This is a genomic window from Rothia sp. SCPM-O-B-18226 (M350), assembly GCF_058213595.1.
In genome coordinates, this window is record NZ_JBYQJS010000004.1 from 36,925 (window position 1) to 55,263 (window position 18,339).

The 18,339-nt window shown below is 64.1% G+C and carries 14 protein-coding genes, 1 tRNA gene and 1 other RNA gene; 7 read left to right on the top strand and 9 right to left on the bottom strand.

The window, feature by feature from the left end; translation table 11 throughout:
- Nucleotides 1–13 precede the first annotated feature (13 nt).
- Both tgt and AC3E6W_RS07035 read left to right on the top strand, forming a co-directional pair.
- Entirely contained in the window at nucleotides 14–1,324 is a 1,311-nt protein-coding gene (gene tgt / locus AC3E6W_RS07030) for a tRNA guanosine(34) transglycosylase Tgt (RefSeq protein WP_313967930.1), read from the top strand.
- A 42-nt stretch (nucleotides 1,325–1,366) separates the two neighbouring features.
- Nucleotides 1,367–1,870: an SRPBCC family protein gene (locus tag AC3E6W_RS07035; RefSeq protein WP_070483353.1), complete on the top strand. Its 504-nt coding sequence runs from the start codon at nucleotides 1,367–1,369 to the stop codon at nucleotides 1,868–1,870.
- A gap of 117 nt (nucleotides 1,871–1,987) precedes the next feature.
- Here the strand turns inward: AC3E6W_RS07035 and AC3E6W_RS07040 are convergent, their stop codons facing one another.
- The 6 genes from AC3E6W_RS07040 to AC3E6W_RS07065 form a co-directional block, all read right to left on the bottom strand.
- A complete protein-coding gene (locus AC3E6W_RS07040; protein WP_490652697.1) occupies nucleotides 1,988–2,674 on the bottom strand; it encodes a hypothetical protein in 687 nt (228 codons plus the stop codon).
- A gap of 153 nt (nucleotides 2,675–2,827) precedes the next feature.
- Entirely contained in the window at nucleotides 2,828–3,958 is a 1,131-nt protein-coding gene (locus tag AC3E6W_RS07045) for a phosphoglycerol transferase (protein WP_490652698.1), read from the bottom strand.
- A 134-nt stretch (nucleotides 3,959–4,092) separates the two neighbouring features.
- Nucleotides 4,093–4,617: an acyl-CoA thioesterase gene (locus tag AC3E6W_RS07050; protein ID WP_490652699.1), complete on the bottom strand. Its 525-nt coding sequence runs from the start codon at nucleotides 4,615–4,617 to the stop codon at nucleotides 4,093–4,095.
- 322 nt (nucleotides 4,618–4,939) lie between these two features.
- Entirely contained in the window at nucleotides 4,940–6,445 is a 1,506-nt protein-coding gene (locus tag AC3E6W_RS07055; protein ID WP_490652700.1) for an amino acid permease, read from the bottom strand.
- A 216-nt stretch (nucleotides 6,446–6,661) separates the two neighbouring features.
- Nucleotides 6,662–8,119, bottom strand: a complete 1,458-nt coding sequence (locus AC3E6W_RS07060; RefSeq protein ID WP_490652701.1) for an amino acid permease — start codon at nucleotides 8,117–8,119, stop codon at nucleotides 6,662–6,664.
- Nucleotides 8,120–8,230: 111 nt separating this feature from the next.
- Nucleotides 8,231–8,959 carry a queuosine precursor transporter gene (locus AC3E6W_RS07065; RefSeq protein ID WP_294648037.1) on the bottom strand — a complete coding sequence of 243 codons (729 nt, stop codon included), beginning with the start codon at nucleotides 8,957–8,959 and terminating at the stop codon, nucleotides 8,231–8,233.
- Between the two features lie 281 nt (nucleotides 8,960–9,240).
- On the opposite strand from AC3E6W_RS07065, the gene AC3E6W_RS07070 reads away from it, so the two are divergent.
- Together AC3E6W_RS07070 and AC3E6W_RS07075 are read left to right on the top strand one after the other, a co-directional pair.
- Complete coding sequence (locus AC3E6W_RS07070) at nucleotides 9,241–10,209, top strand: hypothetical protein (RefSeq protein WP_490652702.1); 969 nt, start codon at nucleotides 9,241–9,243, stop codon at nucleotides 10,207–10,209.
- 171 nt (nucleotides 10,210–10,380) lie between these two features.
- On the top strand, nucleotides 10,381–11,079 hold the full coding sequence (locus AC3E6W_RS07075; RefSeq protein WP_490652703.1) for a TetR/AcrR family transcriptional regulator: 699 nt from the start codon (nucleotides 10,381–10,383) through the stop codon (nucleotides 11,077–11,079).
- A gap of 166 nt (nucleotides 11,080–11,245) precedes the next feature.
- Here AC3E6W_RS07075 and AC3E6W_RS07080 read toward each other — a convergent pair whose 3' ends face one another.
- The 3 genes from AC3E6W_RS07080 to ffs form a co-directional block, all read right to left on the bottom strand.
- On the bottom strand, nucleotides 11,246–11,575 hold the full coding sequence (locus AC3E6W_RS07080; protein WP_049333972.1) for a type II toxin-antitoxin system VapB family antitoxin: 330 nt from the start codon (nucleotides 11,573–11,575) through the stop codon (nucleotides 11,246–11,248).
- Between the two features lie 118 nt (nucleotides 11,576–11,693).
- A tRNA-Ser gene (locus AC3E6W_RS07085) sits at nucleotides 11,694–11,782 on the bottom strand.
- A 501-nt stretch (nucleotides 11,783–12,283) separates the two neighbouring features.
- Nucleotides 12,284–12,380, bottom strand: an RNA gene (ffs, locus tag AC3E6W_RS07090) — signal recognition particle sRNA small type.
- A 237-nt stretch (nucleotides 12,381–12,617) separates the two neighbouring features.
- Here ffs and AC3E6W_RS07095 point away from each other — a divergent pair.
- The 3 genes from AC3E6W_RS07095 (at nucleotide 12,618) to AC3E6W_RS07105 (ending at nucleotide 18,150) form a co-directional block, all read left to right on the top strand.
- Complete coding sequence (locus AC3E6W_RS07095) at nucleotides 12,618–15,272, top strand: DNA polymerase III subunit gamma and tau (RefSeq protein ID WP_490652704.1); 2,655 nt, start codon at nucleotides 12,618–12,620, stop codon at nucleotides 15,270–15,272.
- Nucleotides 15,273–15,495: 223 nt separating this feature from the next.
- Entirely contained in the window at nucleotides 15,496–16,662 is a 1,167-nt protein-coding gene (gene recR, locus AC3E6W_RS07100) for a recombination mediator RecR (protein ID WP_294647978.1), read from the top strand.
- Nucleotides 16,663–16,854: 192 nt separating this feature from the next.
- The gene (locus AC3E6W_RS07105; RefSeq protein ID WP_049333969.1) at nucleotides 16,855–18,150 is read left to right on the top strand and encodes an aspartate kinase; all 1,296 of its coding nucleotides are present in this window, start codon (nucleotides 16,855–16,857) and stop codon (nucleotides 18,148–18,150) included.
- Nucleotides 18,151–18,339 lie beyond the last annotated feature (189 nt).

Consider the following 18,339-nt stretch of genomic DNA (forward strand, 5'->3'; position numbering starts at 1 on the left):
GATCGAGAGAAGAATGAGCGTTCTAGATAACTCTTTCCCCACCGAAGACTTCGGATTCACCATCACCAGCCGCCTGGCGGACACCGCCTCCCCCGGCGCCGAACGCATCGACGCGAACGGCGGACAGTTCCTCGGTCGCACCGGCGTTATCACCACCCCGCACGGTCAGATTCAGACCCCCGCCTTCACCCCCGTGGGCACCAAGGCAACCGTCAAGGCGGTCCTGCCCGAATCCATGAAGGAGCTCGGCGCGCAGGCTCTGCTCTCCAACGCCTACCACCTGTACCTGCAGCCCGGCCCCGAAATCCTGGACGCGGCAGGCGGCCTGGGTGCCTTCATGAACTGGGACGGCCCCACCTTCACCGACTCGGGTGGTTTCCAGGTCATGAGCCTGGGTTCCGGCTTCAAGAAGGTCATCGACATGGGCACCGTCGCGGACGCTAAGGGCGCCGATGGCCGCCCCCTCGGCGACGACGACGTGGCCAAGGGCAAGGAACGCCTCGCCCACATTGACGACGACGGCGTGAATTTCAAGTCTCACATTGACGGCTCGATTCACCGCTTCACCCCCGAGGTGTCCATGCAGGTGCAGCACCAGATCGGTGCCGACGTCATGTTCGCCTTCGACGAGCTGACCACCCTCTACAACTCCCGCGGCTACCAGGAGGAGGCGCTCGAACGCACCCGCCTGTGGGCGCTGCGCTGCATCGCCGAGCACCAGCGCCTGACCACTGAGCGCGTGGGCAAGCCCTACCAGGCGCTGTTCGGCGTCATTCAGGGTGCACAGTACGAGGACCTGCGCCGCAAGGCATGCCAGGATCTGGGCTCCATGCCCTTCGACGGCTTCGGCATCGGTGGTGCGCTCGAGAAGGAAAACCTCGGCACCATCGTGCGCTGGTGCGCCGAAGAGCTGCCCGAATCCAAGCCCCGCCACCTGCTCGGCATCTCCGAACCCGACGACATCTTCGTCGGCATCGAAAACGGTGTAGACACCTTCGACTGCGTCTCCCCCACCCGCGTGGCACGCAACGCCGCCGTCTACTCCCCCACCGGCCGCTACAACATCACCAACGCGCGCTTCAAGGCGGACTTCTCGCCCATCTACGAGGGCTGCGACTGCTACACCTGCACCCACTACACCCGCGCCTACCTGCGTCACCTCTTCAAGGCCGACGAGCGCCTGGCGGCGACCCTCGCCTCCATCCACAACGAGCGTTTCATCGTGCGCATGGTGGACGACGCCCGCGAGGCCATCAAGGACGGCACCTACTTCGAGTACCGCGACGAGTTCCTCGGTAACTACTACTCCGGTAAGAAGCCCTAAGCCCGCCGACCGCACAGCCCACGACCTCATCAGGAGAAAACCATGAGCATCACCCGCGTCCCCGACGAGGAGCTCCTCGTCTTCGACCACGAGATTGCCGCACCCATCGAAGACGTCTTCGGCGCGTACATGGACCCCGAGCTGCTGGTCCGTTGGTACGGCCCGGCCGGCTGGCACGTGCGCCCCACCGACGTGGTGCTTGAACCCGTGGTGGGCGGCATGCAGCGCCTGTCCATGATCAACGAGGTGGACCCCTCGGTGTCTTGCATCCTGCAGAGCCGCTTTCTGGCCATCGAGCCCTTCAAGGAGATTGAGTACGCCGAGCAGCTGCCCGATCACCTGGGCAACCCCGGCAGCGTGCTGGTCTACCAGCGTCACCGTTTCTTCCCCGAGACCGTGATTACCGCCGACGGCGTGGGGTCCGGAACCCGTATCGTCGTGGAGATCGGCCCCATGCCTCCCTCGGTTCACGAGGAGGTGCGCACCACCTGGCGTTCGACCTTCGCCCGCCTGGATGACGTGCTCGCCACCCGCGGCGAGGCGTAGACCCCACCGCACGGGCTTCTCGAAATAACATGAGCGCCGCGCTGACGATTGAATCGTCAGCGCGGCGCTCATGCTATAGGGTCCGTCTCTTGAATCGCGCGGGCTTTGAGATGCCTGCTAGTTGGTCAACTTCGCGGTGATGACGGTGTTACCGCCGTCCAGGGACACGCACTCGGGGGTCGCGCGGTCCACGCCGTCGCCCGGCTTCCAGTAGCAGCGTGCCGACATGACGGTACGCTCGCCATTGGCCTTGTCGGTGACCTCGGCGGGGTTCTGTACTACGAACTGGCGAATCAGTTCCTTGGCGAAGAGGCAATCCACCGCGCCCGAAGCCACCTGAATCGTGGCGTCGTGCTTCAGGTATCCGGTGGCCTCCAGGGTGCCGCAGGTGCCTCCCGCGGACTTCACCTCGGAGGAGGAGAGCGAGGCGGTGCTCGAGGGGGCCGAAGAAGCTCGGGCCGTCGAAGAAGCCTGAGCCTGACCGCCGGTCTGCGCGCTCGCGGTAGCCGTAGCGCTTGCGGTCGTGATGGTGCCCGGGGTGACGGTCGCCTCCGCGGTCGCGGTCTGCACCGTTCCGGGGGTCGGGGTGGTTTCTGTGACGGTCACGGTGCGAGTGGGGCTGGGGGTGGGAGTTGCCTTCGCGCTCGTCGCGCTGGGGCTGGGGGTCGCGGTGACGCTCGGCGAGGCCGAGGTTCCGCCGCCTCCGGAGCAGGCCGCGAGGGCGAGCAGGAGCGTCGCGCCAAGGGCTGCGGGGGCGTAGCGTTTCGTCCGGCGGTGCGGGTGAGGGGTCTGTGCCGGTTGCATGGTGACCTTTCTGCGTCTTTGGTTCCGGGTTCCTTAACCATTCTAGAACGCCGCCTGTGCGGGGGCTATGCCGCACCTCCACAAGCTATGTATGGGCCCGTCATTGTGGGGAGCCCCCTCCGCGATTCGTCACGTCCGAGATCTCACTCCAATCTAGAACTGGCCGCCGCCAATGGGCACCGAGTAGGTTCCGCCGTCGTGGCAGGTCATCGCGCCTTCCTCCGGCTCGCCGTAGCAGGTAATCTGCTTGCCGGAATCGGTGGGGAACACCGTCACGTTATTCGATCGCAGCATGAGCGTGTTTGCGGTCGTGCTCTCGGCGTGCAGGGTCGCGGGGGCGACATCCTCCACACGCTCGTCGTAGGCTCCCGTGGCAAAGTTCATGCGGGTGACGCGCACCGGTGCCGAGAAGGTGCGGCCCACCGCGCCGTTACCGTCGGTGAGCTGACCGCCCAGACGACGCTCGCAGGTCAGGGTGGACTCGGCGGGGTTCAGCTCGCAGACGGTGCGCTCGTCGTAGCTCTTGAAGCGGTAGTAGCCGGCACCGGAATCGTAGCGGGCAGGCTCCATGAGGAACGGGATCTCGGGGGCGTCCGGGTTCTGCAGGCGAGCCACGAAGGCGGTGTCCTCGCCGATGGTGCACTCGGGGGCGCCGCGATCTTCGCGGCGGTTTTCGGCCATCTCGTACTGCGGGTTCCAGTAGCAGGTGGCATCCTGAACCTTCGCGATTTGGTTCTGGGTCAGGTTGTCGTCGGCCCGCGGGGTGGTGACGTACTCGGTCAGCACGTCCAGGGCGTGGGCGCAGTCCACGGTGCCGCGCAGCACCATGATTTCCGCGCCGGTCTTCAGGTAGCCCTTGCGGCCAATGTGCCCGCAACGCTCACCGGCGGAGGCGCGTTCGACCTCCACCTTCTCGGGCGCGCGCGGCGTCTCAGCGGCGGTGGGGCTGGCATCCGCGACGGGAGTTGCCTTTGCCTCAACGCTCGCCGAGGATTCGGAGGGGGCGGGCTCAGCGGTTGAGGCGGGTGCCGTGGTTTCCGTGACGGTCGGCCCGGTCGTTGCGTGCGGCGTCGGTGTGTTCGGAGCCGGCGTGGCCGTGGAGGAAGGCAGCGGGTGGCGGGTGGGTGAGGCCGTGGCGGTGGGGTTCGGGGAGGACTCGGCGGTGCTCTGGGAGCCGCCGAAGCATCCGGTCAGGGCGAAGAGTAGGGCGGTGGCGCATCCGGTGGCGCGCACGGTGCGGCGACCCCAGCCTGCGGGGGCTACCTGGGTGTGGTGAAACGACATTGTTCTCTCCTGGGCTGTACCTTTTGCACCCTTTGCAGAAGGTACCTTAAGCATACGCGTTTCCCGTGAACACCGCCTGAATACGGGCCTGCGCGCAAGCCATCCGGGCTGCGCAGGCCCGTACCCTCCCGCGTTTATTCCTTCGGCAGGAAGGAGCTCAGCAGTCCTCGCTGCTCGGGGCTGAGTCGAGTCAATCGCCCCGCCACGGAGTCCCAGAAGGCCAGCACGGTGAAGGCGCGCACGCACTCGCGCTGATCCACCGGGGAGAGAATCGAGTAGCCGATACGCACGGATGCGGCGCTCACCTTTTCCACGCGTGCACGTACGGGCACGGGCTCACCGGTGTAGGGCAGCTGCGCGAGGTAGCGGATGCCGTGCTCGGCGATGAGGGCCTGAACGCCCTCGGGCACCAGGTCGAAGAGCGGGATGGGCGGGTTGGGTGCCACGGTCGGTTTCTGTCCCGAGGAGGGCGGCGGGCCGAAGAGGGCCACGCGGGCCTCCTCCATGATCGAGAGCATGGCAACGTTGTTGACGTGTCCGTAGGCGTCCATGTCGCCCCAGCGGGCGGGGACGTACACGGTCAGCTCATCGGCCGCGGTCGTGGCGGCGGAGGCGCCGGCCGCAGAAGTGGTTTTCTGAGGGTTTTCGTGGCTTTGCATGGCTTTAACTCTACTCCTTTCGGAAATACTCCGGAAAATTCACACATAAACACATATTTACATTAAAATCTATGTTCTTCGGAAATTTCACTACTAAAAATATTGGCTCGAATTAAAACGATGAGGCCCGAAAGCTACGATGCTTTCAGGCCTCATCCAACACACAGACATTTGAACGCATACAAGATCATACGGTTCACTATTTATAATAGACCTCTTTCGAGGGCCTGCGTTATTTTTACGGTTATATTACGGAAGAAGCCTTAATCTTCCGTATTTTTCGTTTCTTGACGTTCGCGCCGCGGGGGAGCCGCGAGAGGGATTAGCGTCCCAGCTTTGCCGCGGTCTCGAGGGCATGGTCGGCGTCGTGCTGCGCCGCGTCGTAGCCCTCCGTCGCCCGCTGCGCCTCCGCAAACGTCTGGTCGTCAATCGTGTGGCTGTGACGGATACGAGCGAAGTACAGCACGCTCAGCACCACGAAGTAGCCCACGCCCACCACGGAGGGAATCGCGGAACCGCGCACCCTAAAGAGCGCCACCCACACCGCGAAAAGCAGAACAATGCCCACGCCGGCGGTGAAGCGTCCACCCCACAGGCGGAACCCGTGCGCGGCGGGCTCAACGCGCTTGTACACGATGTAGGCGAAAAGAATCAGAACCCACACGGTCAGCGCGCACACCATAATCACAAAAATCATGGAGAGGAACGCCTCCTTGGGGCTGTACAGCGCCAGCAGAATAGCAATCACCATGCCGCTGGTCGACAGCCACACGGCACGCGCAGGCACACCCGCGCGGTTCACCCCGGCCAGCGGTCGAGGAGCCATACCGTCAACCGCCAGGGAGTGCAGCAGACGCGCACCCGCATACAGGTTCGCGTTCGCACTGGACAGTGCCGCAATCAGAACCACAAAGTTCACGAAGTGCGCCACGCCGTGAATACCGAGCTGTTCAAAGACCAGAACGAACGGGGATGCCTCCACAGCGTCGCCCAGACCCGATGCCGAACGCCACGGAATAACAGCCACAACAATCAGAACGGCCAGCACGTAGAAGGTCGCCAGGCGAATCATCATCGCCTTCGCGGAAGAACGCACCGAACGGGAGGGGTCCTTCGCCTCCGCAGCAGAGATCGAGATCATCTCAATACCGCCGAAGGAGAACATCACCACGGCCAGCGACAGCCACACCGACTCCGGGCCGTTAGGCATGAAACCGCCGTCATTGAAGAGGTTTGCGGTACCCACCGCGGCGTGGCCGGGCAGGCCGAAGAAAATCAGGCACAGGCCCACCAGCAGGAAGGCCACAATCGAAATGACCTTGATCGAGGAGAGGAAGAACTCCAGCATGCCGAAGGACTTCACGCTCGTCAGGTTCAGCACAATCAGCGCCGCGCCGAATGCCGCGATGCCCACCCACAGCGGCAACTGCGGCCACCAATAGCTCAGGTAGGTCGCCACCGACACGAGCTCCACGCCGGCAATCAGCACCGTCGCCGTCCAGTAGGCGATGCGCGTCAGGAATCCCGCGAAGGGCCCCAGGTAACGGGTCGCGATCGTGCCGAAACCGCCACGCACCGGGTAGCGAATCGCCATTTCACCGGTCGCCGCGCCAATCACCGAAGCGAGCGCCGAACCGATGGCGTAGGTCAGAATAACCGCAGGGCCGGCCATGGCAATCGCGGTGCCCGACCCCAGGAAAAGGCCGGTGCCGAGAGCCGAACCCATCACGATCATGGTCATCTGCCCGTGGGACAGGGAACGCTTAAGGGTTCGAGGCTCGGCGGTTCCCGCGGCGACGGGGCCGCGGGTGCTGTCATTGTGGGACACGGCTGTGCCTTCCTTTAGTACGCCCGAGGGCGTGATGTGTGCTGTGTGCTCGCGCTGCAGAAACCGAGGGGTCAAAACCGCTGGGTCGCGGGCGCGAATAATTCCATTGTACGGGTGCCGGTTCGCACGTCCTGCGGCAGAGGCGGGAGCTACCGGATGCGACGGGGCGCCGCGGCTCTTGCCCGCGACGCCCCATCCTATAACCTCAACTTGAGACTAAGACTCGGTGGCTCGGGTCTGTAGCTCCTCGGCCTCGTGCATTGCATCCAGGTCGGGGCGTTTGAACCCGCCCAGGCGGCGCGAGGCAATCACGTAGCCGATAGAAATCAGCACGAAGAAGACCACGCCCACCATAATGGATTCCTGCACGCCCGAGCCGTCCAGCATGAACAGGGCCACCAGGGTGCCCAGCACGCCCACCAGGGCCAGCCCTGCCGTCAAGCGGCCGCCCAGCACCGTGAAGGAGGAGGCATCCCCCTGGTCCTTCTTGTAGGCCTGGTAGGTCAGCAGAATCATAATCCACACAATCAGTATGCACAGGGTCACCAGGGCCATCAGCAGGGCAAAGATGTTACCGATCTTGGCCACGGCCATCACGGTCGCCACGACAACGCCGGTGAAGGAAATCAGCAGGGCCACCATCGGCACGCCGCGGGAGGTCGTGCGGGCCGCAACCGAGGGGGCCATCTTATCGGCACCCAGGGCGTGCATCAGACGGGTTGCCGCGTACAGCGAGGCGTTCGCACCCGACAGGGCTGCCACCAGCACCACAAAGTTCATGATGTCGGCCGCGAAGGGAATACCCATCTCGGAGAAGACCATCACGAAGGGGGACTCGGTCAGCTCAGAGTTCTGCGCCGCCGTCTGCCACGGCACCAGGCACAGAATAATCGCCATGGACACCACGTAGAAGGTGGACAGACGCCAAATCATCGCCTTCACGCTGGAGGCCACCGAGCGGGCAGGGTCCTTCGCCTCCGCGGCGGAGAGCGAAATCATCTCGACACCGCCGAAGGAGAACATGACCACGGCCATCGAAATCCAAATCGACATGGGGCCGTTCGGCAGGAAGCCGCCGTCGTTGACAAGGTTCTGCACGCCCGCAGCGCCGTGGTTCGGCAGGCCCACGAACACCAGCAGCAGGCCAATCACCATGAACACGATGACCGCAGATACCTTAATCGAGGAGAGCAGGAACTCCAACGCGCCGAAGGACTTCACGCTCACCAGGTTCAGTACCAGGATTAGCACGCCAAAGAACGTCACCGAAGCCCACAGTGGAATCTGAGGGAACCAGAACGCCACGTAATGACCCACGGCCACCAGCTCGGCACCGGCCAGCGGCACGGTGCAGGCCCAATAGGCCCAGCGGGTGATGTAGCCGCTAAAGGGGTTCAGGTAGCGGCTCGCAATCGTTCCGAAACCACCCTGAACCGGGTGACGCACGGACATCTCGCCCGCGCAGGCGGCGATAATCGCCGCAATCATCGAACCAATCGCGTAGGAGACAATAGCGCCCGGGCCCGCAATCTTAATCGCGGAGGACGAGCCCAGGAACAGACCCGTACCCAGCGCCAAGCCCATCGCAATCATGGTCAGCTGACCGTGGGACAGGGAACGACTCAGGGAGTCGCCCTTCGACTGCTCAGAGGTATTCTCCCGCAGTGTAGACATAACGTGTCGCTTTCGTTAGGAATGCTGTGTATCGAAAAATGAAGTGTGAATAGAGGAAGGCCGCCCGAACAAAACGATCGAGCGGCCCCGTGCGTCAGTCCGGTGTCGGGGCTAGGCCACGTACTCCAGCTCGTGACGCTTAAACCAGCCGATGACCGGGTAGCTAATGGGCATGAGGATAACCTCAACCAGGCACTTGTAGACGTAGCCGACCAACACGTAGTTCAGGAAAGCCTCGGGGGTCTCGATGCCGAGCACCGGAGCCGCAATCGAGCAGAAAATCAAGGTGTCAACCAGCTCGCCGGCCAGGGTGGAGACAATCATGCGCAGCCACAGGAAACGACCCTTGGTAGCCTTCTTCATGGACACCATGATCCAGGCGTTCAGGGTCTGACCGCACAGGTAGCCGAGCAGAGAACCGGCGTAAATCTGCCACACGGGGCCCAGCACCGCCTCAAAGGACTTCTGGTTCTCGTAGAATCCCGCGGCCGGCAGGTACATGATGACTAGGAAGCACACGGCGGCAAAGGCGGCTGCCACGAAGGAAGCCACGATGGCGCGGCGAGCGCGCTTGAAGCCGTACACCTCGGAGAGCAGGTCGCCAATCACGTAGGCCAGGGGGAAGAGGAAGAAACCGCCGTCGGTCACGATGGTGTTACCGATGACAGGCAGATCGAAGGGCAGCGGGCCGAACTCCACGCCCTTGGTTGCGCCAATATTCGAGATAATCAGGATGACGCAGGATGCAGCCAGCAACAGATCAAAGTAGCCGCGACGACCGGCCCACGGCACCTTCACGGTGCTCGTCTGAGCCTTCGACTCGCTAACGGGTTTAGCCATAACTCTCCCCAGGTTCTTTCTCATGCGTTGTGTTTCTAGTGGTGGTTGTGTGGTGGGCTGACCACCGTAAACTTCAAATGCGGCACGTGGACCGCGTTCGGTGGGCTCGTCTGCCACCCGAGCCTCTCTAATAGTACCCATATACCGTGCGCCGGGCAGGTTGGGGGCCGCCCGCGCTAAAGTTCGGACGCTCGGGCGCAGCCGCGCCATGCGCCTCTGGGGCGTTTTGGCCCGCGGCGAGAGGTGGCGTCCGGCTTCGAGGCTCTGCCTACAATGGAGCCATGAAGAGGTTGAGCCACCGCCTGCGTCGTCCGCTGATCCACCGCAACCAGCGGCGGCTCAGCGCGCACATTCCGCGGTTGCATCCGCTCCTCCCCCGCGCGGCGCGCCTGGTTCGAGCGGCCGCCACGGTATTTGAGCCGCTCGTACTCGCCTCTTCGGAGATTGTGGGTTACCGCCCGTTCTCGCACCGAGGGCGCACTATCTACTACCGCGTGGATAACCTCAACCTGCTCAGCAACCCCGCTACCGGCCGGGCGCCCGGGCTGCTCCTCTACTTCGACGGCGACCACATCTCACGCGCCGGAAGCCGCCTGCTGCGCCGCACCTCCCCGTTGCGTGCCGAGCTGGCGCAGGTGGCGGCTGAGTTCAATATGCTGTCGGTGCCGGTGCTGTCGCCGGGTAGTCTGCGGGAGCCGCGCCTTACCGACACCGATTCTTATGCGCCTCCGCTGACCTATAACTGGTGGGTTCGTGCCCGCTCAAACGGCAGGATGGTTCGCGCCCTGATTGAGGAGATTTCCTTGGCGTACGGGGTGGATATGAGCCGCGTCTGGCTTGCGGGCTATTCGGGTGGTGCGGAGTTCCTCAGCTATGAGCTGCTGTCGCACGATATTGACTGGCTTCACGGTGGCGGTGCCACCTTCATTGGTGGCGGCGGCGCTGACGGCATACCTGCGCGGGTGCGTGAGCGGGCGGCGTTGAGCCCGTCTTCGCATGCGCATCTGCTGATGAGCTGGCACGTGGGTGTTTTGGATGGGCGTTCCCCTTCGGCTCGGCGGCGTATGGCGACGAGCACTGAGGGTAGCTGGTCGGCGCGTATTGCGGCGCAGGAGGGTATCGCCTTCTACGAGGCGCTCGGCGCGCGCACGGCCCTGCAGGTTATTCCTGGGCGCGGGCACACGGGCTACCCCATTCCCGCGCTGGTGGCCGCGGATCTCTCTGCAGCTACACGCCTGGGATACCTCTGAGCTAGCTTCTGCCTCCCTCGGCCCGCGCGGTGCGAGGTATCCGGGCTGTTCGAGGGGTTTTCGAGGGGTTTTACCGCCTCCCGGCGTAAAATTCGCATAAAGTAGGCAAATTTCTTGGTGACACATTCGATATATTCGTCATTTACTGACATTCTGCGGTAAGGTGTCACTATGCCACGTATTTCTGCAGCCACCAACGCCGCCCAGCGCGAGAACACCAAGCGCGCCATCCTTAACTCCTTTGGCGAGATTCTTTACACCCGAGGCCTGCCCGGCCTGACCATGACCGACGTCGCCAAGAACGCGGGCATCGGCCGCACCGCCGTGTACAACTACTTCGCCGACATGGGTGAACTGCTGGTCGCCTACGCCCTGGACGAGACCGGACGCTTCCTCAAGGAGCTACGCGAAGGTCTGGAGGGCATCGAGAACCCCATAGACCAACTAGCCGTGTACATCCGCCTGCAGATCAACGACCTGGCGCGCCGCCACCTGCCCCCGGGCCCGGCCATGCGCTCCATGCTCTCCCCCGAGTCCTACGCGAAGCTCGGCAAGCACGTGCAGGAGTTGCAGTTGGTCCTGGCAAACATCCTTTCGGCGGCCATCGCCGAGAAGTACATTCCGCAGAACGATATCCGCGAGCTGGCGATGCTGGTGCACGGCTCGCTTTCTTCGAGCGCGGGACGCACCGAGGACGCGCCGGACGAGCAGACCCGAGAGCACCAGATTCTCAACACGATTCGCTTTATTCAGATGGGTCTGGGCGCCCGCTTCGATACCGAGGGCAACCCGGTACGCCTGGACTCCGAGGAACTCGCGCCCCAGTTGGCCCTCGCGCAGGACGACTCCGGCCAGAAGGATGCCGCGTAGGCCCCTTTCTACCGCGGTGGCGTGTTCGACGGAGTTCCGTCGCGCAGATATACGTTAAAACTTTAAAACGCAGGTGCCGAGCCGTTCATAGAATGGCTCGGCACCTGCGTTGTACGGTTCTGCGGGCAACCGCGCGGTCCGGGCTCGGAAAGCCGCCCGGCGTTGCCTAGTTGCGGGCCCCGGGCAACAGCGCCGGTGAGATGGAGTCCAGGTCGAGCACCCGCGCGTACATGACGGCGCGGCGGTGCAGGGCGTTGCGGAGCGCGCGGTGCACACCGTCCTCCAGGTAGAGTTCGCCGCCCCATTTGACCACGTGCGGGAAGAGGTCGCCGTAAAAGGTGGAGTCCTCGGCCAGGAGCGTTTCAAGGTTGAGGGTCTTCTGGGTGGTGATGAGGGTGTCGAGACGCACCTGCTGTGGCGCGATACCGCCCCAGTCGGCGTGGGTCATGCCGTGCTGGGGGTAGGGGCGGCTGTCGCCTACTTTTTTGAAAATCATGGTGGTGCTTTCTGCAGGTTTTTCGGACGCCCGGCGGCACGGACCCCGAGGGGCTCTGAGGAAATAGTAGCAAGGGTGCAAAAAATCCCCGGCCTTAGAATCTAAGACCGGGGATCGGTGGCGGAGGATGGGGGATTTGAACCCCCGAGGGCTGTTAACCCAACACGCGTTCCAGGCGTGCGCCATAGGCCGCTAGGCGAATCCTCCAGCTATGTTCCCTGCGCATTGCGTAGGCAACGAATAAAACTTTACTACAGGTTTGCGATGCCACGCAAGCCTTATGAGGGAAAAGTAATAGAAAGCACATTGCTGCTGAGTGTGGCGGGTATCCGACTGCCTACGCACCCGTTTTTGGGCATGAAAAAACCTCTTACGCAACCGCTGAAACCCAGGATTCCGAGCGAGCGAACTGAGGCGCAGGATTCCGAGCGCGCGAGGCAATAAATCATGCGCCGAAGCCGCCGAGCCCTAACGAGGCGGAATCCTGGGTTGAAGCCGTCGAACGACAGCGAGACGGACATGACGGGTGCACATTCTCAGGAGAAAGGCTTGTTTTCGGGCATAGAAAAACCTCTTACGCACCCGCTGAGAATCCGGATTCTGAGCGCGCGAAGAATCAAATCCGGATTCGAAGCCGCGAAGCGCCAGCGGAGCGGGCACGTAGTGCATATGACGGGTGCGAACTATCCAAGTACCCGTTTTTGGGCATGAAAAAACCTCTTACGCACCCGTCATAGCTCGAATACCCTTGCTACCTTCCGGTCCTGGGGGAGTTTTCCAAGATAACGCCACGTAAGAGGCAAGAACCAGTGTACCGGATTTTTGGCGCGTTGGGAACTCGGGGCGAACGCGCGGTAGTTGCGGGCCGGCGCATCCTCGCGGCACTCGGTCGCGCACCCTTGAACAGAGCCCGTGCAAACACCGCACCCGAACCTCCGGCGGGGGTTCGCCGGGCGGTGACGGCGGGCCGCTCGGGCGCGGGGTAAAGCGTCTAAAATGGTAGGGACTGTCCTATCCGCATCCCCGAGCTTAAGAGGTTGCCGTGAGCACTGCCCTTTATCGTCGTTACCGCCCCGAGACCTTCGCCGAGGTCATCGGGCAGGAGCAGGTTACCGTGCCCCTCATGACGGCCCTGGAGAAGAACCGCGTCAACCACGCCTACCTTTTCTCCGGACCGCGCGGCTGCGGTAAGACCACCTCGGCCCGTATTCTGGCGCGCTGCCTGAACTGCGCGCAGGGCCCGACCCCCACCCCGTGCGGCGTATGCGATTCGTGCCGTGAGCTTTCGCGTGACGGCGGCGGTTCCCTCGACGTGATTGAGATGGACGCGGCGAGCCACGGCGGTGTGGACCACGCCCGTGACCTGCGCGAGCGCGCGACCCTGGCGCCGGTGCGTGACCGCTACAAGATTTTCATTATTGACGAGGCCCACATGGTCACCCGCGAGGGCTTTAACGCCCTGCTGAAGATTGTGGAGGAGCCGCCGGAGCACGTGAAGTTCATCTTCGCGACGACCGAGCCGAATAAGGTGCTGGGCACGATTCGTTCGCGTACCCACCACTACCCGTTCCGCCTGGTGCCGCCGGAGGTTCTTTTGCCGTATCTGCAGTCCCTGTGCGACCAGGAGCAGGTGGCGGTGGAGCCGGGCGTGCTGCAGCTGGTGATTCGTGCCGGTGGTGGCTCTGTGCGTGATTCGCTGTCGATTCTTGATCAGCTGATGGCTGGTGCGTCCTCCGAGAAGGGTATTGAGTACGACCTTGCGGTGGCCCTGCTGGGCTACACGCACGCCCAGTTGCTGGATGAGGTCGTAGAGGCGCTGGGCGCCAGGGAGGCGTCAACGCTGTTTGGCGCGGTGTCTCGCGTGGTGGCAACCGGTCAGGATCCTCGCCGTTTTGTGGAGGATTTGCTGGAGCGTCTGCGCGATTTGATTGTGGTGAAGGCTGTTCCGCAATCGGCCGCGCAGATTCTGCAGGGCGTTCCGCAGGATCAGCTGGAGCGCCTGGCCGCTCAGGCTCAGGCGCTGACCGAGCGCGAACTGACCCTGGCGGCGGGAACCGTCAACGATGCACTGAACGGTATGACGGGCACCGCTAACCCGCAGCTTCAGCTGGAGTTGCTGTGCGCCCGCCTGCTTCTGCCGGTGGAGGAGGGATCGGCGAACGGCGCGGAGGTTGCGGCGCTGGCCTCGCGCCTGCAGGTGTTGGAGCGCCGCGTGGCCGCCGGTGGTTCCGCCCCGGCAAGCGTGCAGACCGGTTCTCAGGCTGGTTCTCAGGCCCCGGCAGGTATGTCGGCCGCGCGTGCGGCGGGCATGGCTGCGGCAGGCCTGACCCCTAAGACTCAGGCGCCTAACGCGCAGGCTCCTAGCGCCCCGGTTCAGGAGGCGGCTCAGCAGGGCGGCTCTCAGCAGGCTGGGGCGAGTGCTCCCCCACTGGCCGGCGGTCCGCTTAGCTCTGCGCCCCTGGCCCCGGCAGCGCAGGCACCTTCGACTCGGACTCCTGCCGCTCCGGTCGGTGCGCCCCTGGCGGGTACCACCCCGACGGCACCTAATGCTCCGGCTTCCCCTGCAGCTGATGCCGCTCCGGAGGGTACGCCCTCAGCGCCTTTGAAGCTTAATCCGAATGACCCGCTGGCGGCGGTCCAGGGCAATTGGCGTGCCATCCTTAACCGAATGAGCGTTCCGGGTTCCGCGGAGCAGCTGGCGAAGGTTTACCCCGCCCGCATGGAGGGCACCGTGCTCTACGTGCGCGCCGACATCGCAACCCTGCGCGCGGTCAAGGGCTACGTCCCCGAGCTAACCGCCCGCGTGAGCGAGTTCCTGCGCGGCCCCGTGACGATTCACGCCGAGGTCGTCAAGCCCGGCGAGCCCCTCAAGCCGGGCGCCCCTGTACCCCAGCGGGAGGCTCAGCCCGCCGCGCCGACTCCTCAGCAGCCCACCGCACCCCTGGCGGAGGGCCCCCGCGGCGGTGAGGATGCGTGGCGTCGCCACGGTCAGCCGGTGAACGACGCCGCGTCTCCGGCAGCCACCAGCGTGGATGCGCCCCTGGGCGCCTGGGACGTGGCACCCATCCCGCAGAGCGAGGAGGCTGCGCCCGCGGCCGCTGTGGAGCCCTCCCCTGCAGAGCCTTTCCCCGCGCAGGTGCCCCCGGCCCAGCCTGAGCCGAGCCCCCACGCAGGACCGCTCTCTCAGCCCGGCACGGATGCTCCGGCCGGCGGCTTTGGCGAGCGCGATTCCTTCGCAGCCTCCGGCAGCGGGGTTCCGCAGGAGGCCCCCGGTCGTAGCGATGCGCAGGAGCCTCCGTTCGAGGACGAGCCGCCCTATGATGCGGAGCCCTCTTACAACGAACCGGCCGAGGCAATGCCCGAGGCCCCCGAGGCGGCGGCTCCCACGGCTGAGCCGATTGCGCCCGCAGGCCCTCTGGCGGCAGGACCCCTGGCCGCCGGTCCTCTGGCGGCGGGTCCTCTGGCCCCGGCGCCGGCCAATGAGTCGGCTTCTGAACCGGTTACCGAGCCTGAGCCTCCCGCCGAGCCCGCCTCATCCGAGGTGGTGCCCACGAAGCCCGTGCACGTCGTGACCGAGGAGGACTACATCTCGGAGGACGACGAGAAGGTCGAAAACAGCACCTTCATCGGCCTGCGGGCCATCGAGAAGATCATCGGCGGCACCGTCATCGACGAGCGCCCCCTGCACCAGGGCTAGACACCCAAGGGCACGCGTTTTGGCCGGTCGTTCCAGTGAGCCGCCCAACGCGTCCAACGCACCCGCCGGCGCCGAGAATGACAGGAATTTTCGGCGCCGGCGGGCATTTTTCTGCCCGAATCCCCGTTAAGCTGTCAGGGGGTTGGGCCACACTGGTACCGAAGTAGCCCCCCACGCGGAGTATCCTAGACACTCACCGCGGACCACGGCAGATTGGAGAAGCATGTACGAGGGTGCAGTACAAAACCTCATTGACGAGCTCGGACGCCTCCCCGGCGTGGGCCCCAAGTCGGCTCAGCGCATCGCTTTTCACATCCTGAACGCTGACGCCGCCGATATGGCGCGCCTGGCCAACGCGATTTCCACGGTGAAGACCAGCGTGAGCTTCTGCGAGGAGTGCGGTAACGTCTCCGAGACGAAGCTGTGCCCCATCTGCCGCGACGAGCGCCGCGACCCGTCGGTGCTGTGCGTGGTCGAGGAGTCCAAGGACGTCGTGGCGATTGAGCGCACCCGTTCCTTCACCGGCCGCTACCACGTACTCGGCGGCGCCATTAACCCGCTGGCGGGCGTGGGCCCGGAGCAGTTGCGCATCCGCGAGCTGGTATCCCGCCTGGCGGATGAGCGCATCCAGGAGATTATTCTGGCGATGGACCCGAATCTTGAGGGTGAGGCGACCGCAACCTACCTCTCGCGCATGCTCGTGCCGCTGGGTGTGCGTCTGTCGCGCCTGGCATCGGGTCTTCCGGTCGGTGGCGACCTGGAGTACGCGGACGAGATTACCCTGGGCCGCGCGCTGGAGGGCCGCCGCGTCATTAGCGAGGGCACGGCGGTGGCTCATACTGCCGCCGAGGATTTTGAGCGCGTGAACCGCGAGGAGGAGCAGGAGCGTGAGCAGGCGGCTCAGGTTCAGGCTCAGGAGGCGAAGCAGAGTCGTCGCCGCTGGAATTCGAGCATGTTCGACGACCTGGATGCCCCGGGGGCTCTCGCCAGTGAGGCTCCCGCGCCCGCCGGCGTGCAGGCCACGGTAGATGAGCAGCTCATCGAACGGGTCCTGCAGGACGGCGGGGAGGCTCCGGCCGCCGAAAACGGCGAGGCTGAGGCCCCCGAGGCCGAACCCGCCGCCAAGGAGCCCGCAGCGGAGAACGCCGAAACACCCGAAAACCCTGAGACGTCCGAAAGCCCCGAGGACTCCACTGCTTCCGAGGACCCCACCGTTTCCCAGGGCTCCGCTGCCTCCGAGAACCCCGAAGAGCCCGAGGAGGCTCACGAGGTGTTCCGCAGCGCCGACTACGAGGAGCGCATCCGCTCGATTCAGAACGCCCCGTTACGCACCCCGAAGCCGGACGTTCCGCCGCTGCCGGGTGTCACTTACGTGAACCCGTGGACCTAGCCTTCCACCACTAGTACGTGCGCGGTAGGGTTCGCGCTCCCGGGCCCGCCACGACCCGCGTAACATTCGGTAATATTCCACAAGTCAATACATACGGCTGGCAAGTTAGCCGCCCGGCCTGAACGCCGTCTACTATAGGTGAGGAGCCGGCGCTCTGCCGGCGGCACAGATATAACAGACCTGGAGAATTCTATGAGCCTGATCGTCCAAAAGTTCGGCGGTTCCTCCGTAGCGGATGCGGAGGGCGTCAAGCGCGTAGCCCGCCGCGTCGTGGACACTCAGAAGGCAGGTAACGATGTGGTCGTCGTGGTGTCCGCTATGGGCGACACCACCGATGAGCTACTCGACCTTGCCGCAGAGGTCACCAGCAATGTCGTTCCCTCGCGTGAGCTGGACATGCTGCTGACCGCCGGTGAACGCATTTCGACCGCCGTCCTGTCGATGGCCATTAACGACCTGGGCGCTAAGGCGCAGTCCTTCACCGGTTCGCAGGCTGGCATGATTACCGACGGCGTGCACGGTTCGGCGCGCCTCGTGGAGGTTCGCCCCGATCGCATCCGTGAGTCCGTCGAGGCCGGCAACATCGCGATTGTGGCCGGTTTCCAGGGCATGAACCGTCAGAGCGGCGACATTACGACCCTGGGCCGCGGCGGCTCCGATACGACCGCCGTTGCGCTGGCCGCCGCGCTGAACGCCGATGTGTGCGAGATTTACTCGGACGTGGACGGCGTGTTCACCGCCGACCCGCGCATCGTGCCGACCGCGCACAAGCTGGATACCATCACCAGCGAGGAGATGCTGGAGATGGCGGCGAACGGTGCAAAGATTCTGCACCTGCGTAGCGTCGAGTATGCTCGTCGTTTTAACTTGAAGCTTCACGTGCGTTCTTCGTTCTCGGACCTTGAAGGCACTATCGTGGTTCCGGAGGAGTCCGCGGAACTGACCCCCATTCATCTGAAGGAGATTCCCTTGGAGCAGCCCCTGATTTCCGGTGTCGCGCACGATCGCACCCGCGCAAAGATTACCGTTGTTGGCGTTCCGGACGTTCCCGGTTCGGCCGCTAAGGTGTTCGGCCTGATTAACGAGGCGAAGGTAAACCTGGACATGATCGTTCAGAACGTTCCCACCGACCGCCCCGGCGTGACCGATATTTCCTTCACCCTGAACCAGGCGCAGGGCCCCACCGCGCTGAAGGCGCTGGAGGATGCCAAGGCTGAGCTGGGCTTCCAGGAGGTTATTTACAACGAGTCGGTCGGCAAGCTGTCGCTGGTTGGCGCGGGCATGAAGACCAACCCCGGCGTTTCGTTCACCTTCTTCGAGGCGCTGTCCTCGGCGGGCGTGAACATCGACATGATTTCGACCTCTGAGATTCGTATTTCGGTGATTACCGAGCTGAGCAAGCTGGATGAGGCTGTTCGCGCGGTGCACACCGCGTTCGGCCTGGACACCGAGGGCGAGGCTACCGTGTACGGTGGCACCGGCCGCTAGGGTTGAGAGGGTTAGCTCGTTCACGAGCTGCACGCTTCGGTAAGGGGCGGCGCCGGTTTGGTCCGGCGCCGCCCCTCCCTTTTATCAGTGCACATGTGAAATAACTGAAATGCTTTACAGTTATTTCAGATAGGGTTAGGGTTGTATCAACCGTGGATGAGCCTCTCACCGAATGATATTCACCCCACC